The following is a 15,333-nucleotide window of genomic DNA, read 5'->3' as shown; positions in this document are numbered from 1 at the left end:
CCCACCTGATACATTTTGGAACCATCGACTCAGGCAATCTGTGCGCCAACACACGCAAGCGCTCTGAAACTGCAACACACCAAGCACACATCGTGCTGTACACCTCAAGACAATGACGGCCATGGAACCCCTACCCTCCCCACCCGCCCAAGCACGCAACCCCTTGCACGGATTAACCCTGGAAGCCATCGTCACCCAACTGGCCGACCATTACGGCTGGGCCGATCTGGGCAGCCGCATCCCGATTCGCTGCTTCACCCACGAGCCCTCGGTGGGTTCCAGCTTGAAATTTTTACGCAAGACCCCTTGGGCCAGAGACAAGGTCGAAAGTCTTTACCTGTTCATGTTGCGGGAACAAAAACGCTACAACGCTCAACTGGACAATCGCTGAGGGGGCACCCACGCCAAACCGAAGTGTTGATAGAAGATTTTTTTGCACACCTCGACCGCCACCACATAAGCCACAGTCAAACCGACCAAGCCCCCCATCAGTGAGATCGGCAAGGGCACAAAACCCAACATGGCGCTCCAAGGCCAATACGGCAAGCTCAGCGCCACACACAGCACCACTGCACTGCTCACCCACAAGCCCGTGCCGGGTCGGCTGAGGTAAAACGGTCTGCGCGTTCTGACCACCAAGGCGATGACCAGTTGTGTCATCAGGGACACCACGAACCAGCCGGTTCTGAATTCTTCTGGCCTTGCCTGAAACACCCACAGCAACACCCCAAACGCCATGAAGTCGAAGGCCGAACTCAGCAACCCGAACACCAGCATGTAGTTGCGAATGAACAGGGTGTCCCAATGGCGCGGCTGGGCGACCGATTCAGGGTCCACCCGATCCCCGGCAATGGTCGTGGCCGGGATATCGGCCAGAAAACTGTTGAGCAAAATTTGCGAGGCCAGCAGCGGCAAGAAGGGCAAGAAAACCGAAGCCACGGCCATGCTGACCATGTTGCCAAAATTGGCGCTGATTGTGGTCAGGATGTATTTGAGCGTGTTGGCAAAGGTCATGCGCCCTTCGTCAATGCCTTCGCACAAGATGTTCAGGTCTTTGCGCAGCAAAACAAAGTCGGCCGCATCTTTGGCCACATCCACCGCAGTGTCCACCGAGATGCCCACATCGGCTGCATGCAAGGCCAGCGCATCGTTGATGCCGTCGCCCATATAGCCCACCACATGCCCCGTTTTTTGCAGCGCCAAAATGATGCGTTCTTTCTGGTTCGGGTCCACCTCGGCAAACACCGTGGCCTGCCGGGCAATGTGCATCAAGGCTTCATCGCCCACATCGTGCAACTCACGGCCTGTGACCACCTGGGTCACTGGCAAACCCACCGCCTGCGCTACATGCCGGGCCACCTTGTGGTTGTCACCCGTGATGATCTTGAGCTGCACGCCACGCTGCGCCAGATCCCGCAAGGTCTGCTGCACATCGGGTTTGGGGGGGTCCATGAACAGCAAAAAGCCTTCAAAGCTCAAACCGCTTTCATCGTCCCGGGTGTAGGGCACGCTGCGCGCATCGATCTCCCGCGACGCCACCCCCAAGACCCGAAAGCCCTGCTCACTCCAGCTGTCAAACTGCGCCTCGATGCGTTGCGCACAGGCCGCATCCAACGGCAGCCCCGCGCCCACACTGACGCAACGGGCCAGCACCTTGTCCAGGGCCCCCTTGGTGATCAGCGTGCTGACACCGGCCTCATCGACCACCACCGACAAACACTTGCGCACGAAGTCGTATGGAATTTCATCGCGCTTGTTCACCTGCGCCACATCGAGCTGCGCTTTTTGCAAGGCCGCGGTCACCGCCTCATCCAGCGGATTGGCCAGCCCCGACTGAAACTGTGCATTGATCCCGGCCAGCTTGAGCACCCGCGTCGAGGCCTGGCCCTGCACATCGAAAGCGCCGTCCAGCGCGACCACACCAGCCGTCAGGGTGCCAGTCTTGTCCGTGCACAGCACGTCCATGGCACCCAGGTTTTCAATCGAATTGAGACGCCGAACAATCACGCCCAGCCGGGCCATGCGCTTGGCCCCATGCGACAAGGTGATGCTGACGATGGCTGGCAACAGTTCAGGCGTGAGGCCCACCGCCAGCGCCAGGGCAAACAGCAAAGAATCAATCGGCGGTTTGGCCATGAACATATTGATCGCCAAAACAATCACCACCATCACCCCCATGATGCGCGTGAGCAAATAACCAAAGCGGTGGATGCCCCGCTCGAATTCGGTCATAGGCGGACGCAGCGCCAGCTTGCCCGCAATCTGACCGAACACCGTGGATTTGCCCGTTTGCACCACCAGCACGCGCGCGGTGCCACTGCTCACACTGGTGCCCATGAACACCGCATTGCTGCGCTCACTCAAACTGGCTGCCACGTTGACCACGCCGGGCTTTTTTTCCACAGGAAAGGTCTCACCCGTGAGCACCGCCTGGTTGATGAAAAAGTCTTTGGCCTCCAGCACCACCCCGTCTGCAGGAATCAAACTGCCTGCCGACAGCAAAACCACATCGCCTGGCACCACCGCATCGGAGGGCTGCTTGCGGGCTTGGTCATCGCGCAATATCAGCGAATGGATCTTGACGTGGGTGCGCAGTTTTTCAATCGCATTGCCCGCCATGAACTCCTGCCCGAAACCCAACAATGTGCTGCCCAGCACAATGGCCAGCACCACCCCGGCGTCGATCCACTCGGCGGCAAACATCGAGATGACCGACGCCACGATCAAGATCAGGACCAGGGGACTCTTGAACTGACTGATCAACAGACCCCATGTTGAAGTACTTGTGGAATCGGCCAGGGCATTGGCCCCCAGACGCTTGAACGTGGATTCAGCCTGACTCTGCGTCAGACCCTTGGACGATGAGAACAGCTCTTGCAACAACTGCTCGGTGGGGCGGCTCCAATATGCGCTGTCCACCACTTGCTTGCCGGACAACGAGTCTGTGGGGTGGGTGCGAAATTTGTCCAACAACGACATCCATGGACTTTCGGGGCCTTGCAAAGGTGCAAGCTGAAGAATGACAGCCCTTGAGCCGCTGGCCCACACGGAATACATCTTTGTTGACCCAGGTCAATTCATCCCATCAGCCCGCAAGGAAGCAGGTTTGGCGGATCTTGGGCCGTGGGTTCAATTGACGCGACCGTAACGTGGGAACAACAGCCTATCCCTGAGATGTCAGAGTCACAGGCCCAGATGAGCGGTTGCAGGCCCATGATGGGCGGCACAAGGCCTGCTCATCTTGTGCCTACTTGCGGGCTGAACAACACACAGATGTCGGACTCTGCGAGTGCCGACCTACAGGAGGCAAACGGTCCTCGTAGACCGGCGGCTTAGCCGCGAGGACAAAAGCAACGCGACGGGTCGCACCGATCCATCACCCCGTCATCGCAAGGAGCCGCCTTTAGCCGCGAGGAGCGAAGCGACGTGGCGGGACGCGGTGATCCAGAATGGGTTGCAGAACAGGCACTGGATTGCCACGCTTCGCTTGCAATGACGCACAGGGGTTTCGCAAGTCATTGTTGGTTGGTGACTTCAACAACGGATAACTTGCGATGCGGCCGGCCCCGACCCCGTCATCGCGAGCAGCTTGTGACGCGCCGACCCCGACTCCGTCATCGCAAGGAGCCGCCTTTAGCCGCGAGGAGCGAAGTGACGTGGCGGGACGCGGTGATCCAGAATGGGTGGCAGAACAGGCACTGGATTTCCGCGCTTCGCTCGCCATGACGCAAAGGGGGTTCGCAAGTAGTTGTGGGTCGTTGGTTTCAGCCCCGACATGAGGCTTGTGCTGGATCCCGCAATGTCGGAGCTGAAGCTGCCTACCTACAAAAGTACAGCGCCGCCTGCGTTGGTCGGTGTCTTGACCAGTTTGATTGTGATGAAAAAAGGGCGCTGAATCAGCGCCCTTTTTGCTTGCGATCCACAGAAGGATCAAGCGGCTTTCACGGCATCCACATTGCGCAAACGGATGTGCAATTCGCGCAATTGCTTTTCATCCACCACGCTGGGCGCTTGGGTCAGCAAGCACTGGGCACGCTGTGTCTTGGGGAAGGCGATCACGTCGCGGATCGACTCGGCACCGGTCATGAGCGTGACAATGCGGTCCAGGCCAAAGGCCAGGCCGCCGTGTGGTGGCGCGCCGTATTGCAGGGCGTCAAGCAGGAAGCCGAACTTGAGCTGGGCTTCTTCGGGCGTGATCTTGAGGGCATCAAACACTTTTTGCTGCACATCGGCGCGGTGGATACGCACCGAGCCGCCGCCCATTTCCCAGCCGTTCAAGACCATGTCGTAGCCCTTGGAGATGCACTTCTCGGGGGCGGTGACCATCCAGTCTTCGTGGCCGTCTTTGGGCGCAGTGAAGGGGTGGTGCACGGCGGTGTAGCGCTGGCTCTCGTCGTCGAACTCGAACATGGGGAAGTCAACCACCCACATGGGGGCCCAACGGTCTTCGAACAAGCCGTTTTTCTTGCCGAACTCACTGTGGCCAATTTTGATGCGCAAGGCACCGATGGCGTCGTTGACGATCTTGGCTTTGTCGGCACCGAAGAAAATCAGGTCGCCGTTTTGCGCGCCCGAGCGCTCGAGCACGGCGTTGAGGGCCGTATCGTGGATGTTCTTGACGATGGGCGACTGCAAACCGTCACGGCCTTTGGACAGGTCGTTGACACGGATGTAAGCCAAGCCCTTGGCACCGTAGATCTTGACGAACTCGGTGTAGGCGTCGATCTCGCCACGGCTGATGCCGCCGCCTTCGACCGATCCACCCGGCACGCGCAGGGCCACCACACGGCCACCTTTCATATTGGCAGCGCCAGAGAACACTTTGAAGTCCGCATCACCCATGACGTCGGTGACTTCAGTGAACTGCAGTTTGACGCGCAGGTCGGGCTTGTCCGAGCCATAGATGTGCATGGCATCTTGGTAGGTCATGACTGGGAAATCGCCCAGGTCCACGCCAATGGTCTTCTGGAACACACGCTTGATCATGCCCTGGAACATGTCGCGGATTTCTTCTTCGGTCAGGAACGATGTTTCGATATCGATCTGGGTGAATTCGGGCTGGCGGTCAGCGCGCAAGTCTTCGTCGCGGAAGCACTTGGTGATCTGGTAGTAACGGTCGTAGCCCGCCACCATCAAGAGCTGCTTGAACAGCTGGGGCGACTGGGGCAGCGCAAAGAAATGGCCGTCGTGCACGCGGCTGGGCACCAGGTAGTCGCGGGCACCTTCAGGCGTGCTCTTGGTGAGCATGGGGGTTTCGATGTCGATGAAGCCGTTTTCGTCGAGGTACTTGCGCACTTCCATGGCCACTTTGTAGCGCAGCATCAGGTTGTTTTGCATGTAGGGGCGGCGCAGGTCCAGCACGCGGTGTGTGAGGCGGGTCGTCTCCGACAGGTTGTCTTCGTCGATCTGAAAAGGAGGCGTGACGGATGCATTGAGCACAATCAGCTCGTGGCACAGCACTTCGATCTTGCCGCTTTTGAGATTGTCGTTGGTGGTGCCTTCAGGGCGGGCACGGACCACGCCTTTGATCTGCACGCAAAACTCGTTGCGCACGTCTTCGGCCACCTTGAACATCTCGGGGCGGTCGGGGTCGCACACCACTTGCACATAGCCTTCACGGTCACGCAGGTCAATGAAGATCACGCCGCCGTGGTCACGGCGACGATTCACCCAGCCGCACAGGCTCACGGTTTGACCGGTCAGGGCTTCGGTCACCAGACCGCAATAGTGGGAACGCATGGACATGTTGTTGGACTTTCTAAATCGGAAATTGCCGAGCGGGTGATTCGCACGGCACACAAGGTTTATTGAGGGGTTGCGGGTGCGGCCAGTGGCAGTTGCTCGGGACCACCGGGCACCACCACCCCCATGGAGATGATGTATTTCAAGGCGTCATCGACCGTCATGTCGAGTTCAATCACGTCGGCTTTGGGCATCATCAAAAAGAAGCCCGAAGTCGGGTTGGGTGTGGTGGGCACATACACGCTGACCAAGGGCTGGTCGAAATGACGCGCCACGACACCACCGGGCGTGCCTGTCAAAAAGGCGATGGTCCAGGAACCCTGGCGCGGGTACTGCACCAGCAGGGCCTTGGAGAACGCATGACCGCTGCCCGAAAACAAAGTGTCGGCCACCTGCTTGACACTGGTGTAGATGCTGCGCACCACCGGAATGCGGTTCATCAGCTTGTCCCATTGACGGAACAACCACTGACCAAACATGTTGGCCACAAACACACCCGTGGAAAAAATGACCAGCGCCACCAGGATCACGCCCAGACCGGGCACACCCCGCAAGTAATCGGCCAGCGCATGCATGCCTGGAATGAGTGTGTCGGCTGCATGCAAGATCGCCAAAAAGATGCTGTCCAGCAAGCCCACCAGCCAGGTCAGCACCCAGACGGTGATGCCCATCGGCAACCACACCAGCAGGCCGGTGATGAAGTACTGTTTGAAGCTGCGTTGTTTCATGGGGCGTGTCAATCGGTGAAGTCAGCGTTTAGAAAACTCAATGGCAGGCGCATGAAGCGGCGCAGCCGGCAGCGCTGGCCGTTGCGGCAGGCGCTGCGGTATCGCCGCCTGCAGCAGATGCTGGTGTAGCCACCGCATCTGCTGCTGTGCCTGCGGCGGCAGGTACAGCTGCTGCTCCGCCGCCTTTGAAATCGGTAGCGTACCAGCCTGTGCCCTTGAGCTGAAAACCCGGGGCCGTGAGCTGTTTGTTGAATTTGGGGGCACCGCAAGCCGGGCAGTCGGTCAGCGGCGCGTCGCTCATTTTTTGCAGAACATCCTTGGCATGGCCGCAGGCGTCGCATTTGTAGGCGTAAATGGGCATGTTAAGAGCCTTTGAGGTGATGCAAGAAAACCTTCAATTATAGGCTTGGCATCGCCCTTCCAGTCCCCAAGCCCATTGCCGCGCCCGAGTGACCCAGGGCAGCGGCTCAGCTGGGTCAACGACTGGCGCTGTCTTGGGCAGCATGCCCCAAGGCGCTGGCCATGGACTGCCCCCGTTGGCGATCACGGTCGGGGCCAAAGACCCCAGCAGCATGCCGACAATGGAGGCCATGAGGCCCAGCAAGTTGGCCGGCACCAAGGTCTCAGGGGCCAGGAAGTTGAACACCATCCAGGTGCCTAAGCCCAACACCACAGAGAACAAAGCCCCTTGGGTGTTGGCCCGCCGCCAGAAGGCACCGGCAACCAACGGCACAAAGGCCCCGGTCAGGGTGACGTTGTAGGCGTTTTGCACCATCTCGTACATGGTGCTAGTGCTGTTGAGGGCAAACAGCAAGGCGAACGAGGTGAAGGTGACCAGGATCACGCGCAGTAGCAGCAAGAATTGACGGTCGCTCATGTGGGGCACAAAGGGCTTGAGCACGTTCTCTGTGAAGGTGGCCGTGGGGGCCAGCAAGGCCCCGCTGACGGTCGACAAAATGGCCGAGAGCAAAGCGCCAAAAAACAAAATTTGCGCCCAAATGGGCATCTTGCCCAGCACCAGATCGGGCAGGATGCGCTGGATGGTGCGGGCATCTTCCGACTCGAACAAGGCTTTGAGCTCAGGGTGGGCGATCAGGGCTGCATAGGCGATGTACAGGGGGATGAATGCGATCACGAAGTACATCAGACCGCCAATGAGGGTCCCACGTACGGCGGTTTTTTCATCCTTGGCGCTGGTCATGCGCTGAAACACATCCTGTTGTGGGATGGAGCCAAAGGCAAATGCAAAGAAAGCACCCGCCATGGCCCACCAGGCAGCGGCATCCATATCGGCCGGGAACATGTTGAACTTGCCATCGGCCGCAGCTTGCGCCACCACCTTGTCAAAGCCGCCCGCATTGCCGCCCACCAAGGTGGCCACCAAGATCAGGCCCACCACAATGATCACTGTCTGGAACAGATCGGTGAATGCCACCGACCACATGCCGCCAAACACGGTGTAGACCAGCACCACAGCCGCGCCCATCATGATGGCGTAGTTCAGGTCAATGGCCCCGGACGAGAGCACATGAATGACCAGACCCAGCGCCGTCAATTGCGCCGATGTCCAGCCCAAGTAAGACAACACAATCGCCACACTGGTCAGCACCTCCACCGACTTGCCGTAGCGCACCTTGTAGAAGTCGCCAATCGTCAGCAGGTTCAGGCGGTAAAAAAGCTTGGCAAAGAGCAAGGCGGCCAACACCAGACAGACTGAGGCACCAAAGGGGTCACCGGGAATGCCGTGCAAGCCATCCTTGGCAAAAGTGGCCGACACCGACAAGACCGTCTCGGCCCCGAACCAGGTGGCAAACACGGTGGCCACGTTCATATAAAGCGGCAAACTTCGGCCTGCCACCAGGTAGTCCTTGGCCCCATGGACCCGGCGTGCAGCCAACAAGCCAATGCCGATGGTCACGGCCAAGTAAGCGATCACAAAAGTCAGCAGCACCTGCGGCTCCTCCAGATAACAAGTTCAGATGAAAAGTTGCAGGTGCATGCCCACCTGCAAAACGAGCAAGGAGACCACAAAGCCCAGCCCCGCGTAAATCAGGGTTTGCAGCAATCTGTTAGTGCGCCTCTGCTCAGCCAACAACAGATCGAGCTGCCTTGCATCCCCTTGGCGTGGCTGCTTGAGGTAGTCGTGCAACAAGCGCGGCAATTGTGGCAGCAATTTGGCGTAATGCGGCGCTTGCGCCTTGAGCTCTTCCCATAGTTTTTTGGGGCCGATCTGGTCGAGCATCCATTTTTCAAGGAAAGGCTTGGCGGTGCTCCAAAGGTCCAGTTCCGGGTCGAGCTGGCGGCCCAAGCCTTCGATGTTGAGCAAGGTCTTTTGCAACAGCACCAGCTGCGGCTGGATCTCGACCTGAAAACGGCGTGAGGTCTGAAACAGGCGCATCAGCACCATGCCCAGAGAAATTTCTTTCAAGGGCCGATCGAAGTAAGGCTCGCATACAGCGCGAATGGCCGACTCCAGCTCATCCACCCGCGTGTCGGGTGGCACCCAGCCGGACTCGATGTGCAACTCGGCCACGCGCTTGTAGTCACGACGAAAAAAGGCCGTGAAGTTTTGCGCCAGATATTCTTTGTCGTATTCGGTCAGCGTACCCACGATGCCAAAGTCCAGCGAGATGTAGCGACCAAAAGTCTCTGGGTCCAGGCTGACCTGGATGTTGCCAGGGTGCATGTCTGCATGGAAAAAACCATCACGAAAGACTTGCGTGAAAAAAAGGGTCACGCCGTCACGCGCCAACTTGGGGATGTCCACCCCGGCTTCTCGCAGGCGATCCACATGGCTGATGGGCACGCCATGCATGCGCTCCATCACCAGCACTTCGTTGTGGCAATAGTCCCAGATCATCTCGGGGATCAGCACCAGATCAAGGCCATCCATGTTGCGACGAAGCTGCGCGGCGTTGGACGCTTCACGCACCAAGTCCAGCTCGTCGTTGAGGTACTTGTCAAACTCGGCCACCACTTCGCGGGGTTTGAGGCGTTTGCCGTCGGCGCTCAGATTCTCGACCCAGCCGGCCATCATGCGCATGAGGCTCAGGTCTTTCTGGATGATGGGCAGCATGCCCGGACGCAAAACCTTGACAGCCACTTCGCGCAGTTCGCCCGTTTTGCTGCGCAAGGTCGCAAAGTGCACCTGCGCAATGGAGGCACTGGCCACCGGCTGGCGCTCAAACGACTCGAAGATGGTGTCCACTGGCTTGTGAAAGGCCCGCTCTATCGTGTCCACGGCGATGTCCGAACTGAACGGGGGCACCCTGTCTTGCAGCTTGGCCAGCTCTTCGGCGATGTCCAATGGAAGAAGGTCGCGGCGGGTAGACAGCACCTGTCCGAACTTGACAAAGATGGGGCCCAAGCGCTCGAGTGCTTCGCGCAAGCGGACAGCACGGGGGGACCTCAGGTCGCGCCCCACCGACAAGATGCGGGCCAGCAGGCGAATCCAAGGCTTTTGAAAACTGGAGAGCACCAACTCGTCCAAGCCATAACGCAGAACGATGAAGACGATGAAAGCACCACGGCCGAGGCGGCTCATGCACCAGCACCCACCGACTTGCCCGGGGCGCGCTGCGCCACAAAGCTGCGCAAAGCCTCCATGGCTTTGCGCGCAGCATCAGCCAAGGTATGGGCTGCGGCGTCACCCACCAGACGAGCCAGGTCTTCTTCGGCTTCCCATCGCACATGGTCAATCAGCCAGTTGATTTCGGCAGCCAGTTGCACATCGCCTTCGATACGTACCTTGGGCTTATCGCCTCGAACCCATGCAGAAGCCAACGACAGGGGGGACTCTTCCACCACAGTCAAGCGCAGGTCAAAGCCCTCAAAATTTCCCCGCTCCAGCAATCCGGCGGGCGTGGGCGTCAACTGAAGCTGAATGCGATCCCAGATCAGTTCAATGCGCTGGCTCTTTTGACGCGCCAGGCGGGCCATGGCTTCTGGCTCACTTTGCAGGACATGGTTCAAAAACAAAACAAGACGGTTGACCGTCTCATCGACCACCCAGACGGGAGGCTGGAAATTCGCCGACAGATTGGTGGCGATTTGGGGCAGCGCCTGAGCGGCCCAAGAAAAAGGGGACTGTGTTGCCATAGTCCCCGATTATTCCCGAAAGAAGGAGCCCAGCAAGGGCTACGTCTTTATTGAAGGGCTTGAACGCCTGCCACCAACCAACCACCGCCCTGCTTGGACTTGGTCATGTTCCAGACTTCGCGGAATGGGCTTGGACCTGCCGATGCATCTTCACGGATCATGCCGTTGAATTCGACGCTGGCCAGATAAGCGTCGGCTTGCTCTTCAATACCCAGCAACTGGGCATCCAACATGACGACTTCAGTCTTGTTGGGCTGACCTGGGAACTGGGCTTCCCGCTCGGCCAACTGGCTTCGAATTTCAACCACCATGGCGTCTGTCATCATGGCGCGAAGTGCTTCCATGTCTGATCGGTCCCAAGCGTCTTGCAATGTCACAAAGTTGCGTTTGGCTGCAGTGACAAAGCTCTCAACATCAAAACCAGCGGGAATGCCCCAAGTCTGCGACCCCCCCAGTGCGGCACCAATCATGGAACCACTGGTTTGCGAAGCAGCCGAGCTGTCAAAACGTGTGTTTTGACCCTCCCAAGGACGAGCAGATGCATCGTTACCCACATTTTGGGGGCTGTATTGTTTGAGGGAAGCGGGGTTATCAGCCGAAGCGCCTGCACCTTGATAGGCCAGACCACCCGTCTGGGCTCCACCACCACCACGACGCGCCCGCATGATCATGCCGATCACAGCCAACACAGCCACGCCAATCAACAAAGCCATCAAGATATTGCCAAAGGCTGCCCCCAGGCCTAAAGAACTGGCCAACCAAGCCAGCCCCAAGCCAGCAGCCAAACCACCCAACATGGCTCCCCATGGTTTCTTGGGGGCAGCAGCCGGTGCTGCTGCAGGCTTGGCAGCATTGGCGGGCGCAGCACTTTGAGCAGGTGCACTGGGCGATTGTGGCGCAGCATCTCGTTTGGTGACCTGGCTGGATTGCTGTCCAACAGATTTACCGCCACCCATGCGACGAGCAGCTTCGGCATTGAGACTGCCCAAGGCCAAAACGCCTGCGAGCATCAGTGTCATCAACTTATTCATGGAGTCTCCAACTCAAATCAAAACTCGGTTTCAGGCATCAACACTTGATACCTGCATGCAAGGCTACCACCCCGGCCGATAAATTATGAAAGTCCACATGGGCAAAACCGCTATTTTTCATAAGGGTTTTCAATTCCTCTTGACCGGGGTGCATGCGGATGGATTCAGCCAGGTATCGGTAACTGTCAGCATCACCCGCAACCAGTTGACCCATGTGGGGCAGGACCTTGAAGCTGTACCAGTCATATATTTTCTCGAGCGGCTTGGCCACTTTGGAAAACTCCAGAACCAATAATTTCCCCCCCGGCTTGAGTACACGGCACATTTCCTTGAGGGCAATATCCTTGTGTGTCATATTTCTCAGACCGAAGGCAACACTGACCACATTGAAATGCTGGTCCGGGAAAGGCAACTTTTCAGCGTCACAAACCAGTGTGGGCAACACCAAACCATGATTGATCAGCCGGTCGCGCCCGGTGGACAACATGGCTTCATTGATGTCGGTGTGCACCACGCGACCCGAGGCACCTACTTTTTTGGCAAAGGCCATCGACAAATCGCCCGTGCCCCCTGCGATATCCAGGACTTGATCGCCCTCCTTGAGATTGGCCACCTGCACGGTGTAGGCCTTCCACATGCGGTGCAAACCCATGGACATCAGGTCGTTCATCACGTCGTATTTGGACGCAACCGAATCAAACACACCACGGACGTGTTTGGCTTTTTCTTTTTCGTCGACGGTCTTGAAACCGAAATGGGTGGTATTTGTCATAACCAACATTGTAGAAGGCTGCCTTGAAGAGCTTGCATGTTGGCTTGAGAGAGGCACCCGTGTTTGATTCCAGAATGCATTGCTAGAGGCAAGGTCAGGATTTCGACATCACTCAAAGGTGCGAACGCGTCCACTGCGCAATGTCGGCAGCCGAGCGAAAAGCGCCAGCCTGACGGGCAACCTCTTTGCCGTTCACAAACAAGGCGAGCGTGGGGATGCTGCGAATGTTGAAGCGAGCAGCAAGGGCCTGCGCTTCTTCGGTGTTGAGCTTGGCGAGCCGGACATGGGGCTCCAATAGACCCGCCGCTTGCTCAAACGCCGGGGCCATCATGCGGCACGGCCCGCACCATGACGCCCAGAAGTCCACCAGCACAGGTATCTGGTTGCGGCCAATGTGGCGGTCAAAACTGGTGTCGTCCAGCGCCAGCGGGTGCGCGTTAAAAAGCGCTTGGTGACATTGCCCGCATTCAGGTGCCTTGCCCTGATCGGCCACACGCAGCCGGTTGGTGGTGTGGCAATGAGGACAAACAATGTGCAAGCTCTCGGCAGAAGTGGTCATGTCATTCCTTCATGGGTATGAAGAAACACGTGGGGATCATCTTCAGCGCTTCAAGGGCCTGTAGTCAGGGCCGTCACCGCCCAAGAATGACATGGCGTGAGCCCAGCGACACAGTAAGCGCCGCAGATTCAATCAATCAACGGGGGTTGCGTGGTGCCATGGGGGGGCGGCCAGCCAAGTGACGGAAGCTGATGCGACCCTTACTCAGATCGTAGGGGGACAACTCCAGCGTCACGCGGTCACCTGCCAGAATGCGGATGTGGTTCTTGCGCATCTTGCCTGCGGAATAAGCAATCAATTGGTGGCCGTTGTCCAAGGTCACGCGAAAACGGGTGTCGGGCAACACCTCGTTGACCACGCCCATCAGTTCAATCAGTTCTTCTTTAGCCATTTAACACGTCTTTCTCAAAACAGAATCGGTTTGGTTGTCTGGCGCTCCACCCAAAGCACGCCTTCATCGAGGGCGTACTGGCTGGCAGCGGCAGGCGTTGCAAATTCGGGCACAAACCGCATCACACGGTCGGTGCTGGCGCTGCCGTGGCCACTGGCCACCGACACTTGCGCGCCATAAGCTCCGTTGGGCAAAGCCCGGGAGCAAGGTTCAATACGGTACTTGCCCATCGAAATGGGCTTGTGAAAACAATGGTGAATCGACATGGATTTTAACTAATGGAGTTCTTGCCGTTTTTACTGCCTCTTTGGGGGCGGCTTGGCGGCTCGGTTTTGGCATGTCCCGGTGCCAAAAAACGCCTCCATATGAACGCCAAGACAGGCGGGTCACACATCCTCACCGTGCAGAGGTGAGCGAAAAGGAAGCAAAAAAATCGTCTGAGCCCAGCTCTTGAAAAGCATGGCGGGCGATGAGCACAGTGGAGGACAAGACTGGCATCCCTCTGCCGGGATGCGCTATCGGCTCAGCAAGAGCAAGATGGGCATAAGTCGCCAATGGCGTGATGCACTGTAACACAGTTCTCAATTTTGATATTTTCAGCCATGACTCACAGCCACTTGGCCACCAAGCTGGCCAGCATGCTCAAAAGCAAGGTGCTGGTGATGGGCAAAAACCATTCACGACGAAACAGCCGGAACCGAAAGTCGCCGGGCAATCGACCAAATCCCAATTTTTGCAGCCACGGCTGCAGGCCGCTGAACACAATCAGCATCAGCAACACCACAATCAACCAACGCAACATACCGTTCCTTCTAAAGTGTTCAGAGACGGTGTGATCGGTCACCCCGGGCAAAGCCCAAGGCCGATCCATCGGCCGATGTGGAAAACCCGATCACCTTGAACAGCTCGCCCATTTCATGCTCGTTGATCAGGCGCTGGGCTTGGCTGCGCTCGGCCAGGCTGGCGGTGGCCATGCGCTCGGCCAAGCCCAGGTTCAACAAAAACCAGGCTTGGCTGGTGTAACCCAGCACATTCAAACCGGCGCTTTGACCCGCCAAAGCCACACCAGTGAAGTTCACATGGGCCGTGATGTCTTTTTGGCCCACCGCCACCAAGGGGTTGTCGTCGGCCTGGTGCAATTGGTGGCACATGACGGTGCCCATGTGGCGCTGCGGGTGAAAGTATTCAGCCTCTGGAAAGCCGTAATCCAGAAAGAACGCCGCCCCACCCCGCCCAGCCATCAAGCGCTCGGCCAAGCTGGCGATGAAGGCTTCGGCCTGGGGGTGAATCTCGGTCAGGTAATCGTGCTTGCCTTCGATGTCCACAGGCGGGCGCAGGTCGGTCAGGCGGTCTTGCCAAGCAAATCGTTCTCCCGCGCTGACGACGCCACGCTCGTGCCAGACGCCTTGCGTGCGCTGCAAGAGCTGAACCGGCATGGCGTCCAGCACCTCATTGCCCACCACCACGCCCTCGATGGCGTCGGGCCAGGCGTCGAGCCAGCGCACTTTGTCGGCATGTTTGAGCAAAGTGTCAGCCTGACGGGCGCGCAAAGTGCCCGACAAATCGATGATGGTGTAGCGGCGTACGGCATCGCCCAGGCTGTCCAGCAACTGCAAGGCCAGGGCTCCAGTGCCCGCCCCAAACTCCCAGACTTCGTCGGTGCCTGTGGCCTGCAGGGCCTGGCTCACCTGCACGGCCAGGGTCTGGCCAAACAGGAGGGACATGCCGGGCGCGGTCACAAAATCGCTGCCCGAGGACGGCATGGCACCGAACTTTTGCAGGCTGTTGGTGTAGTAACCCATGCCCGGCTCGTACAAGGCCATGGCCATGAAACGGTCAAAACCGATCCAGCCGCCAGCTTGGGTGATGGCCTGGTGGATGCGCAGAGTCAGTTCGGAAGGGGGATGGGAATTCGGCGTGCTCACGCGGCGATTGTCGCCGAAGGTGTACGGGGGTTTGCCGGGGTGCCGGGGGTCCAATCCATAGCTTGCCCGATAATTCAGCCCTTTGTC

At 58.4% G+C, this 15,333-nt stretch carries 15 protein-coding genes; 1 reads left to right on the top strand and 14 read right to left on the bottom strand.

The window, feature by feature from the left end:
* Window positions 1-112: 112 nt before the first annotated feature.
* Window positions 113-391, top strand: a complete 279-nt coding sequence (locus H663_RS29030) for a VF530 family protein (protein WP_053171850.1) — start codon at window positions 113-115, stop codon at window positions 389-391.
* Here the strand turns inward: H663_RS29030 and mgtA are convergent.
* From mgtA to H663_RS28960, 14 genes are all read right to left on the bottom strand, one after another.
* The gene (mgtA, locus tag H663_RS29025; protein WP_205872706.1) at window positions 373-2,970 is read right to left on the bottom strand and encodes a magnesium-translocating P-type ATPase; all 2,598 of its coding nucleotides are present in this window, start codon (window positions 2,968-2,970) and stop codon (window positions 373-375) included. The genes H663_RS29030 and mgtA overlap by 19 nt on opposite strands.
* A 960-nt stretch (window positions 2,971-3,930) precedes the next feature.
* Complete coding sequence (aspS, locus tag H663_RS29020) at window positions 3,931-5,745, bottom strand: aspartate--tRNA ligase (protein ID WP_053171848.1); 1,815 nt, start codon at window positions 5,743-5,745, stop codon at window positions 3,931-3,933.
* A 59-nt stretch (window positions 5,746-5,804) separates the two neighbouring features.
* The gene (locus tag H663_RS29015; protein WP_053171846.1) at window positions 5,805-6,470 is read right to left on the bottom strand and encodes a DUF502 domain-containing protein; all 666 of its coding nucleotides are present in this window, start codon (window positions 6,468-6,470) and stop codon (window positions 5,805-5,807) included.
* A 37-nt stretch (window positions 6,471-6,507) separates the two neighbouring features.
* Entirely contained in the window at window positions 6,508-6,831 is a 324-nt protein-coding gene (locus H663_RS29010) for an FmdB family zinc ribbon protein (protein ID WP_053171844.1), read from the bottom strand.
* Window positions 6,832-6,864: 33 nt separating this feature from the next.
* Entirely contained in the window at window positions 6,865-8,421 is a 1,557-nt protein-coding gene (locus tag H663_RS29005; protein ID WP_083451129.1) for a high affinity choline transporter 1, read from the bottom strand.
* Between the two features lie 24 nt (window positions 8,422-8,445).
* A complete protein-coding gene (gene ubiB, locus H663_RS29000; RefSeq protein WP_053171842.1) occupies window positions 8,446-10,014 on the bottom strand; it encodes a ubiquinone biosynthesis regulatory protein kinase UbiB in 1,569 nt (522 codons plus the stop codon).
* Window positions 10,011-10,568 (bottom strand): hypothetical protein, encoded by a 558-nt coding sequence (locus H663_RS28995; RefSeq protein ID WP_053171840.1) that lies wholly within the window; start codon window positions 10,566-10,568, stop codon window positions 10,011-10,013. The genes ubiB and H663_RS28995 overlap by 4 nt, the downstream gene beginning before the upstream one ends.
* Before the next feature lie 47 nt (window positions 10,569-10,615).
* Complete coding sequence (locus H663_RS28990) at window positions 10,616-11,599, bottom strand: Tim44 domain-containing protein (RefSeq protein WP_053171838.1); 984 nt, start codon at window positions 11,597-11,599, stop codon at window positions 10,616-10,618.
* 37 nt (window positions 11,600-11,636) lie between these two features.
* Window positions 11,637-12,371 (bottom strand): bifunctional demethylmenaquinone methyltransferase/2-methoxy-6-polyprenyl-1,4-benzoquinol methylase UbiE, encoded by a 735-nt coding sequence (ubiE, locus tag H663_RS28985; RefSeq protein WP_053171836.1) that lies wholly within the window; start codon window positions 12,369-12,371, stop codon window positions 11,637-11,639.
* Window positions 12,372-12,483: 112 nt separating this feature from the next.
* Entirely contained in the window at window positions 12,484-12,930 is a 447-nt protein-coding gene (trxC, locus tag H663_RS28980) for a thioredoxin TrxC (protein ID WP_053171834.1), read from the bottom strand.
* Between the two features lie 136 nt (window positions 12,931-13,066).
* A complete protein-coding gene (gene infA, locus H663_RS28975; protein WP_053171832.1) occupies window positions 13,067-13,321 on the bottom strand; it encodes a translation initiation factor IF-1 in 255 nt (84 codons plus the stop codon).
* Window positions 13,322-13,335: 14 nt separating this feature from the next.
* Entirely contained in the window at window positions 13,336-13,551 is a 216-nt protein-coding gene (locus H663_RS28970; protein ID WP_228768104.1) for a hypothetical protein, read from the bottom strand.
* A gap of 377 nt (window positions 13,552-13,928) precedes the next feature.
* Window positions 13,929-14,123: a DUF2905 domain-containing protein gene (locus tag H663_RS28965; RefSeq protein ID WP_053171831.1), complete on the bottom strand. Its 195-nt coding sequence runs from the start codon at window positions 14,121-14,123 to the stop codon at window positions 13,929-13,931.
* Between the two features lie 19 nt (window positions 14,124-14,142).
* On the bottom strand, window positions 14,143-15,300 hold the full coding sequence (locus tag H663_RS28960) for a class I SAM-dependent methyltransferase (RefSeq protein ID WP_240620471.1): 1,158 nt from the start codon (window positions 15,298-15,300) through the stop codon (window positions 14,143-14,145).
* Between the last annotated feature and the right edge of the window lie 33 nt (window positions 15,301-15,333).

This window comes from Limnohabitans planktonicus II-D5, from assembly GCF_001270065.2.
Taxonomy (GTDB): domain Bacteria; phylum Pseudomonadota; class Gammaproteobacteria; order Burkholderiales; family Burkholderiaceae_C; genus Limnohabitans_A; species Limnohabitans_A planktonicus.
Note: the sequence above shows the minus strand (reverse complement) of the source record. Positions and strands in the feature narration are given on the sequence as shown.

Coding starts and splice junctions, on each gene's coding strand:
- H663_RS29030 (WP_053171850.1), top strand. CDS start 113: ATGACGGCCATGGAACCCCTACCCTCCCCACCCGCCCAAGCACGCAAC.
- aspS (WP_053171848.1), bottom strand. CDS start 5,745: ATGTCCATGCGTTCCCACTATTGCGGTCTGGTGACCGAAGCCCTGACC.
- H663_RS29015 (WP_053171846.1), bottom strand. CDS start 6,470: ATGAAACAACGCAGCTTCAAACAGTACTTCATCACCGGCCTGCTGGTG.
- H663_RS29010 (WP_053171844.1), bottom strand. CDS start 6,831: ATGCCCATTTACGCCTACAAATGCGACGCCTGCGGCCATGCCAAGGAT.
- ubiB (WP_053171842.1), bottom strand. CDS start 10,014: ATGAGCCGCCTCGGCCGTGGTGCTTTCATCGTCTTCATCGTTCTGCGT.
- H663_RS28995 (WP_053171840.1), bottom strand. CDS start 10,568: ATGGCAACACAGTCCCCTTTTTCTTGGGCCGCTCAGGCGCTGCCCCAA.
- H663_RS28990 (WP_053171838.1), bottom strand. CDS start 11,599: ATGAATAAGTTGATGACACTGATGCTCGCAGGCGTTTTGGCCTTGGGC.
- ubiE (WP_053171836.1), bottom strand. CDS start 12,371: ATGACAAATACCACCCATTTCGGTTTCAAGACCGTCGACGAAAAAGAA.
- trxC (WP_053171834.1), bottom strand. CDS start 12,930: ATGACCACTTCTGCCGAGAGCTTGCACATTGTTTGTCCTCATTGCCAC.
- infA (WP_053171832.1), bottom strand. CDS start 13,321: ATGGCTAAAGAAGAACTGATTGAACTGATGGGCGTGGTCAACGAGGTG.
- H663_RS28970 (WP_228768104.1), bottom strand. CDS start 13,551: ATGGGCAAGTACCGTATTGAACCTTGCTCCCGGGCTTTGCCCAACGGA.
- H663_RS28965 (WP_053171831.1), bottom strand. CDS start 14,123: ATGTTGCGTTGGTTGATTGTGGTGTTGCTGATGCTGATTGTGTTCAGC.